15 protein-coding genes are annotated in these 15,008 nt (G+C 74.8%); 7 read left to right on the top strand and 8 right to left on the bottom strand.

Annotated features, from left to right (window positions below; all coding sequences use genetic code 11):
• Positions 1 to 125: 125 nt before the first annotated feature.
• The 6 genes from ACFYM6_RS11420 to rimP form a co-directional block, all read right to left on the bottom strand.
• Positions 126 to 419: a DUF503 domain-containing protein gene (locus ACFYM6_RS11420; protein ID WP_387274500.1), complete on the bottom strand. Its 294-nt coding sequence runs from the start codon at positions 417 to 419 to the stop codon at positions 126 to 128.
• A 34-nt stretch (positions 420 to 453) separates the two neighbouring features.
• A complete protein-coding gene (locus ACFYM6_RS11415; protein ID WP_387274498.1) occupies positions 454 to 1,509 on the bottom strand; it encodes a TRM11 family SAM-dependent methyltransferase in 1,056 nt (351 codons plus the stop codon).
• Between the two features lie 77 nt (positions 1,510 to 1,586).
• Positions 1,587 to 4,583, bottom strand: coding sequence for a translation initiation factor IF-2 (infB, locus tag ACFYM6_RS11410; protein ID WP_387274496.1), 2,997 nt, complete (start codon positions 4,581 to 4,583; stop codon positions 1,587 to 1,589).
• Positions 4,584 to 4,676: 93 nt separating this feature from the next.
• Positions 4,677 to 5,012, bottom strand: coding sequence for a YlxR family protein (locus ACFYM6_RS11405; RefSeq protein ID WP_387274494.1), 336 nt, complete (start codon positions 5,010 to 5,012; stop codon positions 4,677 to 4,679).
• A 16-nt stretch (positions 5,013 to 5,028) separates the two neighbouring features.
• Positions 5,029 to 6,072 (bottom strand): transcription termination factor NusA, encoded by a 1,044-nt coding sequence (nusA, locus tag ACFYM6_RS11400; protein ID WP_387274492.1) that lies wholly within the window; start codon positions 6,070 to 6,072, stop codon positions 5,029 to 5,031.
• Positions 6,069 to 6,776: a ribosome maturation factor RimP gene (gene rimP, locus ACFYM6_RS11395; protein ID WP_387274490.1), complete on the bottom strand. Its 708-nt coding sequence runs from the start codon at positions 6,774 to 6,776 to the stop codon at positions 6,069 to 6,071. Before rimP ends, nusA begins: the two co-directional genes overlap by 4 nt.
• Before the next feature lie 264 nt (positions 6,777 to 7,040).
• Between rimP and ACFYM6_RS11390 the strand changes: the two genes are divergently transcribed.
• The 6 genes from ACFYM6_RS11390 (at position 7,041) to ACFYM6_RS11365 (ending at position 13,016) form a co-directional block, all read left to right on the top strand.
• Positions 7,041 to 7,493, top strand: coding sequence for a hypothetical protein (locus ACFYM6_RS11390; RefSeq protein WP_387274574.1), 453 nt, complete (start codon positions 7,041 to 7,043; stop codon positions 7,491 to 7,493).
• Positions 7,490 to 7,939 (top strand): ferritin-like domain-containing protein, encoded by a 450-nt coding sequence (locus ACFYM6_RS11385; RefSeq protein ID WP_387274488.1) that lies wholly within the window; start codon positions 7,490 to 7,492, stop codon positions 7,937 to 7,939. Before ACFYM6_RS11390 ends, ACFYM6_RS11385 begins: the two co-directional genes overlap by 4 nt.
• Before the next feature lie 69 nt (positions 7,940 to 8,008).
• Positions 8,009 to 8,590, top strand: coding sequence for a PadR family transcriptional regulator (locus ACFYM6_RS11380; RefSeq protein ID WP_387274487.1), 582 nt, complete (start codon positions 8,009 to 8,011; stop codon positions 8,588 to 8,590).
• Between the two features lie 142 nt (positions 8,591 to 8,732).
• The gene (locus tag ACFYM6_RS11375; RefSeq protein ID WP_387274485.1) at positions 8,733 to 9,455 is read left to right on the top strand and encodes an ABC transporter ATP-binding protein; all 723 of its coding nucleotides are present in this window, start codon (positions 8,733 to 8,735) and stop codon (positions 9,453 to 9,455) included.
• Complete coding sequence (locus ACFYM6_RS11370; RefSeq protein ID WP_387274483.1) at positions 9,452 to 12,151, top strand: FtsX-like permease family protein; 2,700 nt, start codon at positions 9,452 to 9,454, stop codon at positions 12,149 to 12,151. The genes ACFYM6_RS11375 and ACFYM6_RS11370 overlap by 4 nt, the downstream gene beginning before the upstream one ends.
• 127 nt (positions 12,152 to 12,278) lie before the next feature.
• Positions 12,279 to 13,016, top strand: coding sequence for a nucleotidyltransferase domain-containing protein (locus ACFYM6_RS11365; protein ID WP_387274481.1), 738 nt, complete (start codon positions 12,279 to 12,281; stop codon positions 13,014 to 13,016).
• Between the two features lie 10 nt (positions 13,017 to 13,026).
• Here ACFYM6_RS11365 and ACFYM6_RS11360 read toward each other — a convergent pair whose 3' ends face one another.
• Positions 13,027 to 13,743, bottom strand: a complete 717-nt coding sequence (locus ACFYM6_RS11360) for a VIT1/CCC1 transporter family protein (RefSeq protein WP_387274479.1) — start codon at positions 13,741 to 13,743, stop codon at positions 13,027 to 13,029.
• Positions 13,740 to 14,597 (bottom strand): type I methionyl aminopeptidase, encoded by an 858-nt coding sequence (gene map, locus ACFYM6_RS11355; RefSeq protein ID WP_357433587.1) that lies wholly within the window; start codon positions 14,595 to 14,597, stop codon positions 13,740 to 13,742. The genes ACFYM6_RS11360 and map overlap by 4 nt, the downstream gene beginning before the upstream one ends.
• A 95-nt stretch (positions 14,598 to 14,692) precedes the next feature.
• On the opposite strand from map, the gene ACFYM6_RS11350 reads away from it, so the two are divergent.
• Complete coding sequence (locus ACFYM6_RS11350; RefSeq protein WP_387274478.1) at positions 14,693 to 15,007, top strand: STAS domain-containing protein; 315 nt, start codon at positions 14,693 to 14,695, stop codon at positions 15,005 to 15,007.
• The last annotated feature ends 1 nt before the right edge of the window (position 15,008 follow it).

Below are 15,008 nucleotides of genomic sequence, written 5' to 3'. Positions count from 1 at the left end.
CCCAACAACTCGAACACTACCCGCGCGATCGCGGCCCTCGCGCCGGGCCGCCGGTGCAAGGAAGGGCCCCGGGCAACGCCTGCGGCAGGGCACCGACCCGGGTAGCCGCCCGCGGTCCGTGGCGGTCAGTCCTCCGCCCCGTAGAGGCGCCGGCGGACCGCCAGCAGCTCGGCCTCCGGGCGGGCCGCCACCAGGCGCTCGCACGAGTCGAGCACCTCACGGACGTGCGACGCCTCGGCGGCCACCACGGCCACCCCGATCTCGGCCCGGCCGTGCAGGTCGAGCGACCCGACCTCGGCGACCGAGACCTCGAACCGGCGTAGCGCGGCGACGATCGGCCGGACGTACGACCGCTTGGTCTTCAGGGACCGGGAGTCCCCCGGCAGCAACAGGTCGAAGTGCGCGGTTCCCGTGTACACGGCGAGCAACGGTACGGCAGAGCCGGCGGCCCGGTCACCCGTTTTCCGCCGGCACGACCGCCACCAGCACGTCCCGGTCGATCGCCTGGTCGACCCGGTGCGCCAGGTCCCGCCAGCCGGGCCCGTCGACCACCCGCAGGCCGGCCCCGGCCAGCACCGCCTCGGCCGCCGCCCGCGGTGCCACCTGGGTGTTCCAGGACAGCCCGAGCGCCCCACCGGGACGCAGCAGCTCCCGCCAGACCGGTACGGCCGCGGTGAGCAGGTCCAGCGGGCTGCGGGACAGCCCCTGCTCGGTGCGGCTGCCGTGGGCCACCCCGTACGGCGCGTCGGTCACGATCACGTCGGCGCAGCGCGGGCGCAGCACCTCCCGGGCGCGGGTGGTGTCGGCGTGCAGCACGGTGACCCGCTGGGTCGCCCCGGCCCGGTGGTCGTCGCGGGACGGCGCGAGCACCGCCTCGAAGCGCCGGGCGATCAGCTTGCGGTCCCGGCGTACCGGCACCGTCTCGGCGGTGTGCTTGAGCCGCTTACGGCGCAGCCAGGTACGCAGGAACGCCCCGTACGCGTCCACGTCCTTGCCGTCGTGCTCGACGCCAATCCCGTCGTAGCCGTACATCAGCGCCTGGTTGAGGGTGGTGCCCCGGCCGCACAGCGGGTCGAGCACCACCAGCTGCCGGTCCAGCATGCCGCCGGCCGAGGCGGAGGCGAGCAGGGTGACGTTGAGCAGCAGCCGGGTGAACTGCTCGTTGGTCTTGCCGGCGTACTTGGGGATGGTGATGAGGTCCGAGTCGTACCGGGCCAGCGGGTGCAGCGGCACCGGGCGGAGCAGGTCGTCACCCACCCGCTCGAACAGCGCGTACGCCGCCGACAGGTTGGCCAGGTACGCCAGATCCCGCCCGCCCAGCCCCGGCGCGGGCGCGGCGAAGGTCAGGTACTCCACCCCGCCGATCCGCTCCACCGCGGCGTCGACCGGCGCCGCGTCGAGCACCCCCGAGCCGGCGAAGACCTCCAGTTCGGCGCGGGCCAGCCGGCCGGCCGCGTCGGCGTAGACGCGGTTGGCGGAGGGGGCGAGGAGCAGCGCGTACCTGAACACGCCGGAGATTGTCGCAGCCTGCGCAGACGGCGACGGCCGGGGCCCACCGGGCCCCGGCCGTCGGTCGTTCACACCGCTCAGGCGCGCGGCTTCTCCCGCATCTCGAAGGTCTCGATGATGTCGCCGACCTGGACGTTGTTGAAACCGCCCAGCGTCAGACCACACTCGAAGCCCTCGCGGACCTCCGTCGCGTCGTCCTTGAACCGCTTGAGGGAACTGATCGTGAGGTTGTCCGCCACGACCGCCCCGTCCCGCAGCAGCCGCGCCTTGGCGTTGCGGCGGATGAGGCCGGACCGGACGATGCAACCGGAGATGTTGCCGATCTTGGACGAGCGGAAGACGTCGCGGATCTCCGCGGTGCCCAGCTCGACCTCCTCGTACTCCGGCTTGAGCAGCCCCTTGAGCGCGGCGTCGATCTCCTCGATGGCCTGGTAGATGACCGTGTAGTACCGGATCTCCACACCCTCGCGGTCGGCGATCTCGCGGACCTTGTTGGCGGCCCGCACGTTGAAGCCGATGATCGTGACCGCCTCGGACGAGGCGCTCGCGAGCATGACGTCGCTCTCGGTGATCGCACCCACGCCCCGGTGGATGATCCGCAGCTGGACCTCCTCCGGGATGTCGAGGTTGAACAGCGCGTCCTCGAGGGCCTCCACGGAACCGGAGACGTCGCCCTTGAGCACCAGGTTGAGCGAGGTCTTCTCGCCCTCCTTGAGCTGCTCCATGAGCGTCTCGAGGGTGGCCCGGCCACGGGAGTTGGCGAATGCCGCCGCCCGCCGTCGCGCCTGCCGCTGCTCGGCGATCTGCCGCACGGTCCGGTCGTCCTCGGCGGCCAGGAAGGTGTCACCCGCACCTGGCACCGTGGTCAGACCCAGCACCATGACCGGACGCGCCGGACCGGCCTCGTCGACCGGCTTGCCGTTCTCGTCCAGCATGGCCCGGACCCGGCCGTGCGCCCCACCGGCGACGATCGAGTCGCCGGCCCGGAGGGTGCCCTTCTGCACCAGCACGGTCGCCACCGCACCACGGCCCTTGTCCAGGTGCGCCTCGATGGCGACACCCTGCGCCGGCCCGTCGATCGGAGCGGTCAGCTCCAGCGACGCGTCGGCGGTCAGCAGCACGGCCTCGAGGAGCTCCTCGATGCCGATACCGGGCTTGGCCGCCACGTTGACGAACATCGTGTCGCCGCCGTACTCCTCGGCGACCAGGCCGTACTCGGTCAGCTGCTGGCGGACCTTGTCGGGGTTCGCCTCCGGCTTGTCGACCTTGTTGACCGCGACCACGATCGGCACGTCCGCCGCCTTGGCGTGGTTGAGCGCCTCGATGGTCTGCGGCATCACACCGTCGTCGGCCGCGACCACCAGGATCACGATGTCCGTCACCTGGGCACCACGGGCACGCATGGCGGTGAACGCCTCGTGACCCGGGGTGTCGATGAAGGTCACCGCGCGGTCCTCGCCCTCGTGCGGGACGTGGACCTGGTACGCGCCGATGTGCTGGGTGATGCCACCCGCCTCGCCGGCCACCACGTTCGCCTTGCGGATCGCGTCGAGCAGCTTGGTCTTACCGTGGTCGACGTGACCCATGACGGTCACCACCGGCGCACGGCTGACCAGGCGGTCCTCCGACACCACCGCGTCGAGGTCGATGTTGAACTGCGCGAGCAGCTCGCGGTCCTCGTCCTCCGGGCTGACGATCTGCACGTCGAAGCCGAGGTGCTCACCCAGCAGCAGCAGGGTGTCGTCGGAGCACGACTGGGTCGCGGTCACCATCTCGCCCAGGTTGAACATCTCCTGAACCAGCGAACCCGGGTTGGCGTTGATCTTGTCGGCGAAGTCCGACAGCGAGGCGCCACGGGACAACCGGACGACCTGACCCTGACCCCGGGGGGCACCCGAGGACATGGTCGGGGCCGACAGGTTGTCGAACTCCTGTCTGCGCTGCTTCTTCGACTTGCGGCCGCGGGTCGGCCGGCCACCCGGACGCCCGAAGGCACCCGCGGCGCCGCCGCCACGGCCACGACCGCCACCACCCGGACGACCGGCGCCACCACCGGCCGGGGCGCCCGGACGGAAGCCGCCACCGGCACCGCCACCGCCGCCACCACCGGGACCGCCGCGGTAGCCACCGCCACCGCCGCCGCCACCACCGGGACCGCCGCGGTAGCCACCGCCACCGCCGCCGCCACCACCGGGACCGCCGCGGAAGCCGCCGCCACCACCACCGGGACGACCCGCGCCGCCACCACCACCGGGACGACCGGCGCCGGGGCCGCCGGGGCGACCCGGGCGCTGGCTCGGCATGGAGGCCGGGCTGGGCCGTGGCGGCATCGAGGCCGGGCTGGGCCGCGGCGGCATCGAGGCCGGGCTCGGCCGGGGACCGCCCGCACCGGCGGCCGGGGGCCGCTGCTGCTGACCGCCCTGGATGCCGAACGGGTTGTTGCCGGCGCCGCGCGCCGGCGGACGACCGCCGGGCCGCGCGCCCGGACCCGGGGCCGGCGCGCCGGGACGACCGGCGGCGGGGGCACCCGGACGGGGCGGCACGGCGCCCGGACCCGGACGCGGGCCGGGACGGGGGCCACCCTCGGTCGGGGGCTCCCGGCGAACGTTCTCACGCTGCTGCTGGCGGGCGGCCTGGGCGGCCTTGACCGCGGCCTCCTGCTCAGCCTTCAGCGCGGCGGCGCGCGCCTCGGCGGCCGCCACCTCGATGTCGTGCGCGCTCGCCGGCTTGGCCACCGGCTGCGGCGGACCCGGAACCGGACCCTTGGGCTTCGGCCCAGGGGTCGGCCCCAGCCGCCGCGGCGGCATCGGCTTGGCCGACACCCGGGGGGCGCCCGGGGTCGGAGACGGGGTCGGTGTCGGCGCCGGGGTGGGCGCGGCCGCCGGCGGGGCGGCGGGCGCCGACGAACCGGCGGAGGCCACGAACGAGCTACGCAGCCGTCGGGCGACGGGCGCCTCGACGGTGCTCGACGCGGACTTCACGAACTCGCCCATCTCCTTGAGCTTGGCGAGAACGGTCTTGCTTTCGACCCCGAGCTCCTTGGCGAGCTCGTGTACGCGGGCCTTTCCTGCCACTGCACTCCTCACTCCGAGGTCGTGCGGGCAGCACCCGCAGCGACCTCACTCGTGCACTTGAAGCCTGGTCATTTCTGCGACTTCATCGTGTGCTCATGTCGGTCGTCCTACCTTGCTAGCGACCCGCGACCGGTCGGGTTGACCGGTCGTCGGGGATGGCGCGTCAACGTGCTCCGCCAGCGCACCGTGATCGATGACCCCGGTGATGCGCAGTGCCCGCCCGAAGGCGCGGCGCCGCACCGCTTGCGCGAAGCAGGCCGGATCCGGGTGCATGTTTGCTCCCCGACCCGGCAGTCTGCGGGCCGGATCGGGCCGGAGGCTGTAATGACCAGCCTCGTCACCGACCGCGACGATCCGCAGCAACTCGCTGGCCGGCGCTCGCTTCCGGCAGCCCACACAGGTGCGCTCCGGCAGCGCGCGTCGTGCCACTGGAGGAAGTCTACCCCTAGCTGCTCGAGATCGCTCCGCCCGGCTCGGGTACGTGATCAGCTCCGCTCCGGCCGGGGGCGGTGGTCTGCTCCGCGTCGGAACGGATGTCGATCCGCCAACCGGTCAACCGGGCCGCAAGCCGGGCATTCTGCCCTTCCCGGCCGATCGCCAGGGAGAGCTGGAAGTCCGGCACGGTGACCCGCGCGGTCCGGGTGAGCGGGTCGACAACCTCCACCCGCAGCGCCTTGGCCGGGGAGAGCGCGTTCCCGACGAAGGTGGCCGGATCCTCCGACCAGTCGATGATGTCGATCTTCTCACCGTGCAGCTCGCTCATCACCGCGCGGACCCGCTGGCCCATCGGGCCGATGCAGGCACCCTTGGCGTTGACGCCGGGCGCGGTCGAGCGCACCGCGATCTTCGTACGGTGACCTGCCTCACGGGCGATCGCGCTGATCTCCACGGTCCCGTCGGCGATCTCCGGCACCTCCAGGGCGAAGAGCTTCTTCACCAGCGCGGGGTGCGAACGGGACAACGTGATCTGCGGGCCACGCATTCCCTTGGCCACGTGCACCACGACGCAGCGGATCCGCTCGCCGTGCGCGTACCGCTCGCCGGGGACCTGCTCGGACTGCGGCAGGACGCCCTCCAGCTTGCCCAGGTCGACGGTGACGATGCCCTTCTCGGCACGCGCCTCGTGCGCCTGCACCACGCCGGTGACCAGGTCACCCTCGCGGCCGACGTACTCGCCGAGGTGCACCTCGTCGGTGGCCTCCCGCAGCCGCTGGAGGATCACCTGCTTCGCCGTCATGGCCGCGATCCGGCCGAAGTCGTGCGGGGTGTCGTCCCACTCCCGTACCACGCTGCCGTCGGCGTCCACCTCCTGGGCGTACACCGAGGCGGCCCCGGTCTTGCGGTCGATCTCCACCCGGGCGTGCGGCTCGGCGCCGTCGGTGTGCCGGTAGGCGGTCAGCAACGCGGTCTCGATCGCCGCGAGGATCGTGTCGAACGGGATCTCCCGCTCGCGCTCCAGTGCGCGCAGCGCCGCGAGGTCGATATTCACCTCTCCTCGTCCTCCACATCATCTTCGTCGTCGATGTCGGTTTCATCGTCTTCGTCAGCCTCGCCGGCCGCGTCGAGTTCGTCCGCCTCGTCGATATCGTCGAGGCGGCTGAACTCCACCTGGACCCGGCCGGGCCCGAGCTCGGCGTAGCGGTGCGCCACCCGCCCGGCGTCGGTCTCCAACACCACGCGCTCGTCGTCGGCCTCGACCACCCGGCCGGTGACCTGCCGGTCCCCGGCGGTCCGCTGCTCGGGCACCCCCGCCGCGCCGCGCACGGTCACCTTGACCAGCCGGCCGACGTTGCGCCGCCAGTGTCGGGGCAGGGTCAGCGGCCGGTCCACCCCGGGCGAGCTGACCTCGAGCTGGTACTCGCCGGCCACGATGTCGCCGCCGGCCTCCTCCGCGGCGTCCAGCGCGGCGGAGACCGCCCGGGAGACGTCCGCGACGGCGTCCAGGTTGATCCCGCCGTCGGCGTCCACGATCACGCGGACGACGTGCCGCCGGCCGGCGCGGGAGACGGAGAGGTCCTCCAGGTCGTACCCGGCGGCGGTGACCACCGGCTCGATCACCTCGCGCAGCCGGTCCCGGCGGGCGCTCAGATCGCCGCGGGGCGCGCCGCCCCGACCCCCGGCACGGGGGCCGTCGGCCCGGCGGGGTCGCCCGGCGGGCCCCGTCGGCCTGGTGGCACGGCCACGCTGCGTCATCTGGCGCACCTCTCTGCTGTTCCAACGGGCCGCCCGGCCCGTCATGTCTGCTGTCCGGCGGGCCATTCGTCCCGCCATGCCGGCACGCCACCGGGGCATTCGCGTCCGGTGGCTGCGCAGAGCGTAACGCGCGGGCGGCGCACCGGACCGGGCGGCGCACCGACGGTCGTGGCCCACGACACCGCCGAGATGGTGTTGACTTGTCCGGTGGCGACGGGCAGAACAACACAGCGCGACAGAGCACCGGGACATTCCCGGCGTACCCTGCTGCGCGCCGGGGCGCTGGTGGCGCTCGGCGGCGCCGCCGTACCGCTGGCCGGTTGTGATCTTTTCGACCGCGGCGACGACAAGCCGCCGCCCCCGGACTCCCTCGAGCCCCTCGCGGCGGAGTCGGCCGCACTGGAGGGCCGGTACCGGGCCGCCATCGCCGCCGCCCCGGCGCTGGCCGACCGGCTCGGCGCGATCGCGGACGCCCACCGGGCGCACGCCGAGGAGCTGCGCAAGGTGATCGGCCGCCCGGCCCCGAGCGGCTCGCCCGCCGCCACCCCGACCGCGGCGGCCGGCGACCCCGACGGGCTGCTGGCCGAGCTGCGCCAGGCGGAGCAGCAGGGGCGGGAGAACGCGGCGAAGGCGTGCGCCGCCGCGCCCGCCGAGCGGGCCGCGCTGCTCGGCTCGATCGCCGCCGCCCGCGCGACCCACCTGGAGGCGCTGAAGTGATCCCGCGGACCGCACCGGCCGGCCCGGCCCAGGCCCTCGCCGACGCGCTCGCCGCCGAGTACGCGGCCATCTGGGCGTACGGGGTGATCGGCGTGCACCTCGCCGACGCCGCCCGGAGCGCGGCCCGGGCCGCCGAGGCGGCCCACCGGAGCCGCCGGGACGCCCTCATCCTGCAGTTGAGCGAGAGCGGCGGCCAGGTCCCCGCCGACCGGGCCGGGTACGCCCTGCCGTACCCGGTGACCGACAAGGCGAGCGCGCTCAAGCTGGCGGTGGAGATCGAGGAGCGGACGGCCGGCCACTGGCGCGCGACCCTGCCGCACACCACCGGGACCGACCGCAACCGGGCCCTGACGGCGCTGACCGACTGCGCGGTACGGGCCACCCGCTGGCGGCGCACCGCCGGCGTGACGCCGATCACGGTTCCGTTCCCCGGCCGCCCGGCCTGAGCGGGACGACGGTCACGCCCCGGATCGCTCCGGTTGCGGGTCGCATACCAGGTATGCATACTCCTCGCCATGTCCATCCGTCACGGCCTGCTCGCGCTGCTGGAGCGCGGCGAGATGTACGGCTACCAACTGCGCGCCGCGTTCGAGGAGTCGACCGGGTCGACCTGGCCGCTGAACATCGGGCAGGTCTACACCACGCTGGCCCGGCTGGAACGCGACGGCCTGGTCCGCTCGCTGCCGGAGAGCGAGAGCGGGCAGCGGCCGTACGAGATCACCGACGCCGGACGGGCGGACCTGGCGCTCTGGTTCGCCACCCCGATCAGCCCCGGCGACCGGCCCCGGGACGAGCTGTCGATCAAGCTGGCCCTGGCCCTCACCACCCCCGGCGTGGACGTCCGCGCGGTGGTGCAGACCCAGCGCAGCGCCACCATGCGGGCGTTGCAGGAGTTGACCCGGTTGAAGTACGCCAGCGACAAGCCGGAGGACCTGGCCTGGCGGCTGGTGCTGGACGCGATGATCTTCCAGGCCGAGGCGGAGATCCGTTGGCTCGACCACTGCGAGACCAGCCTGGTCCGCCATCGCCCCGCCCCGAGCCGGCCGACCGGCCGACCCGAGGCGGTGGACCGGACCGGCGAGGAGGCCCGCCGGTGAGCCGCGGGCCGGCCCAGCCCGGCGGGTCGGCGGTGAGCGCGAGGACGCGCATTCCGGGGCGGCTCGCGTGGGACGCGGCCGAGCCGGAATGCGCGCATGAGCCGGTTTTGCGAGCCCCGCAGCCGCGAACGGAGGTGGCACCGTGAGCGAGGTGCTGGAGCTGCGGGACGTGCACCGGACCCACGGCGCCGGTCCGGCCGCCGTGCACGCGCTGCGCGGGGTCAGCCTGACCGTCCGGGCCGGCGAGCTGGTGGCGGTGATGGGCCCCTCGGGCTCCGGCAAGTCGACCCTGCTGGCGCTGGCCGGTGGGCTGGACCGGCCGACCGGCGGCGAGGTGCTGGTCGAGGGGGAACCGCTCGGCGGGCTGGCCGCCCGCGAGCTGGCCCGGCTGCGCCGCCGCCGGATCGGGTACGTCTTCCAGGACCTGAACCTGCTCGGCAGCCTCACCGCGGTGGAGAACGTGGCGCTCCCCCTGGAACTCGACGGCGCCGGCGTCCGGCGGGCCCGCCGGCTCGCCCTGGCCGCGCTCGCCGAGGTGGAGGTGTCGGGGCTGGCCGACCGGTTCCCGGACCAGATGTCCGGCGGCCAGCAGCAGCGGGTGGCGATCGCCCGGGCGCTGGTCGGCGAGCGCCGGCTGGTCCTCGCCGACGAGCCCACCGGGGCGCTCGACTCGCAGGCCGGGGAGGCCGTGCTGCACCTGCTGCGCCGCCGGGTGGACGCCGGCGCGGCCGGGGTGCTGGTCACCCACGAGGCGCGGCACGCCGGCTGGGCCGACCGGGTGGTGTTCCTCCGGGACGGGGTGCTGGTCGACTCGACAGCCCCGCTGGCCGGCGTCGAGCAGCTGCTCACCGGCAGCGGACGGTGAACCGGGACCGGACCGCCGCCACGCTCGGGTCGTGGCGGACCGCGCTGCGCATCGCCCGGCGCGAGGCCCGCCGGGCCCGCGGGCGTACGGCGCTGGTGCTCGCCATGATCGCGCTGCCCGTGCTGGCGCTGAGCTTCGCCGCCGCCAGCTACGACATGGCGGAGCTGAGCCGCGCCGAGGAGCTGGACCGCCGGCTCGGCGCGGCCGACGTCGAGCTGCGCTGGACGGCGGTGAACCCGCTGAAACAGGACGCCTGGGGCCAGAACTCCTGGCCGGTCGAGGGTGACCTGGCACCCCGGACCCGCACGGTGACGGCCGAGGAGATCCGCGCCCTGCTGCCCGCCGGCAGCCGGGTCACCCGGCTGCGCCGCTGGGTCCCCTTCGAGGTACGCGTCGACGGCCATCCCACGGCGTTCGACGCGCGGGCCGTCGACCTCACCGACCCGCTCACCCGCCCACTGGCCACGCTGCGCGCCGGCCGGCCACCGGCCACCCCGGACGAGCTCGCGGTCAGTCCGGCAGCGCTGCGCGCGCTGGGCGCCCGGCTCGGCGACCCGGTGCGCACGATCGACGGGACGACGACGTACACCGTGGTCGGGGTGGTGGAGTTCCCGGACAACCTGCGGACGGTGGTCGCGCTGCGGCCGGAGACGCCCCCCGGGCCGGTCAGCCCGCCGGACGAGAGCTGGCTGGTGGACCTGCCCGGGCCGGTGGACCCGGCGTTGGTCGACCGGCTCAACGAGCGCGGGATCCTGGTGGCCGCCCGGACCCCGCTGCCCGGCCGGGAGGAGGCGTTCACCGGCCCGGGGCTGCCCGACCCGGAGCAGGCGGGGAACGCGGTGCTGGTCGGCGGGCTCGGCCTGCTGGAGGTGGTGCTGCTGGTCGGCCCGGCCTTCGCGGTCGGCGTACGCCGGCGACGCCGGGACCTCGCCCTGGTGGCGGTGGCCGGCGGGGACGCCGCGCACCTGCGCCGGATCGTGCTGGCCGACGGGGTGGTGCTCGGCGCCGGCGGGGCGGCGCTGGGGCTGCTGCTCGGCGTGGGCGCCGCGCTCGCCGGCCGCCCGCTGGTCGAGCAGTACGTCGTGGGTGCCCGCTTCGGCGGGTACCGGGTCTTCCCGGCGGCCCTGGCCGCGATCGCCACGGTGGCGGTGCTCGCCGGTCTGCTGGCCGCGCTGGCCCCGGCGTGGACCGCGGCCCGGCAGGACGTGGTGGCCGGCCTCAACGGGCGGCGCAACCCGCCCCGGCACCGGCGCCGCTGGCTGGTGCTCGGGGTGCTGCTCACCGCGGCCGGCGCCGCCCTCGCCGGGCTGGGCGCCAACCGGAGCAGCCCGTCCGTGGTGCTGACCGGGCTGATCCTCGGCGAGCTGGGGCTGGTCTTCGGCACCCCGACGCTGATCGGGCTGCTCGCCCGGGCGGGACGGTTGCTGCCGCTGGTGCCCCGGCTCGCGCTGCGCGACGCCAGCCGCAACCGGTCCTCGGCCGCGCCGGCCATCTCCGCGGTGATGGCGGCGGTCGCCGGCAGCGTCGCCCTCGGCGCCTACCTGGCCAGCGACGAGGCCCGGAGCCGGGCGGAGTGGCAGCCCGGCATCCCGCCGGGTCAGGTGCTGCTGCTGCGCTCAGGCGGGGCGACAGCAGCCACCCTGCCGCCGGTCGCGGAGGTCGCCGAGCCGGTCCGGGCCGCGCTGCCGGCCGCCACGGTCGTCCCGATCGCCACCCCGGCCTGCGCGAGACCCGCCAGCGCCGAGGACTACTGCGTCGCGACGGCGGTGCTGCCCCCCGAGCGGCGCTGCCCTTACGAACTGGGGAACGCCATCGTCACCGCCGACCGGGCCCTGGCCGACCCGCGCTGCGTCCGGGCGGTCCGCGAGTCGACCGGCATCTACCTCCCCGTGCTCGTCGACGACGGCCGCGCGCTGTCCGCCCTCACCGGTGCCCCGGCGGAGGAGGTCGCCGCCGCCACCCGGACGCTCGCCGCCGGCGGCGTGGTGGTCACCGACCCGGGGCAGGTGGTGGACGGCCGGGTGACGGTCGCCGTCACCCACGGCGCCGGCGACGTCACGGCGACGGCCAGCGCAACCCTGCCCGGCCATCTGCTGCGCGGCGGCCTGCCGGTGGACCGGCTCGTCCTCTCCCCGTCGGCGGCCGCGGCGGTCGGCCTGGTGGCGGAGCCGTTCGGCTACGCGGTCGACACGGCCGAACCACCCACCGCCGGGCAGCGGGAGCGGCTCTCCGCCGAACTGTCCCGGCTCAGCGCGCTGTCGGTGCTGACGGGTGATCAGCCCGGGTCGGACCAGCGGTCGCTGCTGCTCCTGCTGGCGATCGGCTCCGGCGTGATCACCCTGGGCGCGGCCGGGGTGGCCACCGGCCTCGCCGCCGCCGAGGCCCGCCGGGACCTGTCCACCCTCGCCGCGGTCGGGGCCGACCCCCGGGTACGCCGGGTGCTGTCGCTCTGCCAGGCCGGGGTGATCGCGGTGCTCGGCTCGGCGCTCGGCATCCTCGCCGGCCTCGGCTCGGCGGCCATCATCCTGCTCTCCCTGAATCAGCGGTACGCGCAGGCGTGGCCGGCGCCGATGCCGTACCCGCTGGTGGTGCCGGGGCTGACCCTCGGCGTGCTGGTGGTGGTGCCGCTGGTGGCGATGCTGGGGGCGGCCCTGTTCACCCGGTCCCGGCTGCCCGTGGAGCGCCGGCTGGACTGACCGGGTCCGGCGTGGACGGCCCCAGGCGTGGCTCCCGGGTGGTTCCGGCTCCCCTGGCTAGGGTGGTGGACGGTCGACGTGTGCGGGACCGCCGACGGGCAGCCCGCCCGCGGAACGGAGGTGGGCCGTGGACGCCAGCGGGGGTGAACTGGAGACCGACCGGTACCTGGACGATCCCCGGTGGCGGGTCGCCGAGCGGGTGAGCGACGCGGCGCTGCGACGGTTCGCGGCCGACATCCTCGCCGTCGCGGCGCACGGCCCCCTCGCGCACGGCGACGAGGACGGCGGCGGGGACGGCGAGGTGGGGCTGCTGCTGGCCACGTACCGGCCGGGCAGCGGGCCGTCGCCGGCCACCCGGCGGGTGGACGGGGTGCTGGTCGACCTCACCGTCGCCGGGGCGGACGACTACCTGGGACAGGCCCGGACGATCGGTCCGCTCTGGCCGCTCACCGCCGACCGCTACGTCACCACCCGCGCGCTGCACGATCCGACCGGCTGGCTGCGTATTCTGCGCGACGAGCACCTGGCCCGGCTGGCCCGGGCCCGCCCGGCCGAGTTCAGCGCCGCCGCCCGCCACGCCTGGTGCCGGGGCAGCGCGGCGCACGCCCGGGCGCTCCGGCTCGCCGAGTGGTACGAGACCGACCAGGCGTTGCTCATGCTCGACGAGGCGCGGCTGGCCGCGGCCACGGTGCACGGGCTGCTCAGCCGCACCTACTTCCGTGACCCCGGCGACGCGGTACGGCGTACCGGCCTGGCCGGCGCGGACATGACCGAGGTCGGCGCGGTGCTGGCCCGCCAGGCCGAGGAACTGGCCGCCCGGGGCCGCCCGGTCGACGGCACCGTCGACGACCTCCTCACCGGCTGACCCGCCCGGGTCAGCCGAGGCCGCCCTGGACGCCGATCAGGGCACCGACCAAATAGGTAGCGCCGGCCGCCAGCGCGCCCAGCAGCAGCTGCCGCAGGCCGCTGGACCACCAGGGACGGTGGGTGAACCGGGCGACGATCGCGCCGGCCACGAAGAGCCCCACCCCGCCGACGCCGAGCGCCAGCCACAGGCTGGTGAAGCCGAGCAGGTAGGTCAGCAGCGGCACCAGGGCGCCGACCGAGAAGCAGAGGAACGACGAGATCGCCGCCGCCCAGGGGCTCGGCTGCTCGTCGGGGTCGATGCCCAGCTCCTCCCGGACGTGCATCCGCAGCGCTTCCTCCGGGTTGCGCCGGACCGCGTTGGCGACCTGCATGGCCAGATCCCGGGGCAGCCCCCGGGCGACCCACGCGTCGGCCAGCTCGCGGGCCTCCGCCTCCGGGTGCCGTTCCAGCTCGCGCCGTTCCTTGGCCACCTCGGCGGCCACCTGTTCGTTGGCCGACCGAACGCTGGTGTATTCCCCCAGCCCCATCGAGATGGCGCCGGCGACCAGGCCGGCGGCGCCGGTGAGGACGATGCTGCGCGGGGAGACCCCGCCCCCGCCGACACCGGCGATCAGGGCGATGTTGGTGACCAGTCCGTCCATCGTGCCGAACACGGCCGGGCGCAGCCAGCCGCCGGACACGTCCGCGTGGTGCGCCTCGCGCAGCGCCGCCGGGGTGTCGGTCACGGCAGGGTGAGGATCTCGTAGCCGTCGTCGGTCACGACGATGGTGTGCTCGAACTGAGCCGTCCACTTGCGGTCCTTGGTGACCACCGTCCAGCCGTCGTCCCACATGTCGTACTGGTAGGTGCCGAGGGTGATCATCGGCTCGATGGTGAACGTCATGCCGGGCTCCATCACGTCGGTGGGCCGCGGGCTGTCGTAGTGCGGCACGTAGAGGCCGCTGTGGAAGGATTCGCCGATGCCGTGGCCGGTGAAGTCGCGGACCACGCCGTAGCCGAACCGCTTGGCGTACGACTCGATGACCCGGCCGATCACGTTGATCTGGCGGCCCGGGGCGACCGCCTTGATGCCGCGCATCATCGCCGCGTGGGTCCGCTCGACCAGCAGGCGGGCCTCCTCGCTCACCTCGCCCACGCAGAACGTCGCGTCGGTGTCGCCGTGCACGCCGCCGATGAACGCGGTGACGTCGACGTTGATGATGTCGCCGTCCTGCAGCACCGTCGAGTCCGGGATGCCGTGGCAGATCACCTCGTTGAGGCTGGTGCAGCAGGACTTCGGGAAGCCCTTGTAGCCCAGCGTCGACGGGTAGGCGCCGTGGTCGCAGAGGAACTCATGGACCACCTTGTCAATCTCGTCGGTGGTCACCCCCGGCTTGCAGTGCTCGCCGGCGAGCTGGGTCGCCTGGGCGGCGAGCCGGCCGGCGATCCGCATCTTCTCGATGGTCTCCGGCGTCTGCACGTGCGAACCGCGCCACTCCTGGGGACGCTTCTTACCCACGTACTCGGGGCGCGGGATGTGGGCGGGCACCGCTCGCCACGGGGAGAGCGTGCCTGGGGTCAGCGGCGCACGGACGGTCATGACCACACCTTATCGCCGGCACCGCGGTGAGCCCCGCCACAGGCGGCCGGCCCGGGGTTGTTGCCGGGCCCGGCCCGCTGTGCCATTGTGGCTGCGTGGATCAAGGGAGCGTACCTCCCGTCTTCTCCGCGACCGCGGAGGCCGACGGTGACCGCCTCCGGGTGGTGGTGACCGGCGAGGTCGACATGGCGACCGCCGACACCATGTACCAGACCGCCCTGCGGGCGCCCGCCGCCCACCTCACGCTCGACCTGCGCGGCGTCACCTTCTTCGACTCGGCCGCCATCCAGGCGCTGGTCCGGCTGGCCCAACGGTTCGCCGGCACGCTGACCGTGCTGCCGTCCCGCCAGGTACGCCGGGTGCTAGAGATCTCCGGCCTCGGCGACCAGGACTGGCTGGTGCCCGCCTAGC

The sequence above is a fragment of the Micromonospora sp. NPDC006431 genome (assembly GCF_042870725.1).
In the GTDB taxonomy this organism is placed as follows: domain Bacteria; phylum Actinomycetota; class Actinomycetes; order Mycobacteriales; family Micromonosporaceae; genus Micromonospora.
Note: the sequence above shows the minus strand (reverse complement) of the source record. Positions and strands in the feature narration are given on the sequence as shown.

Bases quoted from the DNA above. Each gene is read 5' to 3' on its own strand.
- rimP (WP_387274490.1), bottom strand. From the start codon at position 6,776: ATGACGCAGCGTGGCCGTGCCACCAGGCCGACGGGGCCCGCCGGGCGA.
- ACFYM6_RS11380 (WP_387274487.1), top strand. From the start codon at position 8,009: ATGTCCATCCGTCACGGCCTGCTCGCGCTGCTGGAGCGCGGCGAGATG.
- map (WP_357433587.1), bottom strand. From the start codon at position 14,597: ATGACCGTCCGTGCGCCGCTGACCCCAGGCACGCTCTCCCCGTGGCGA.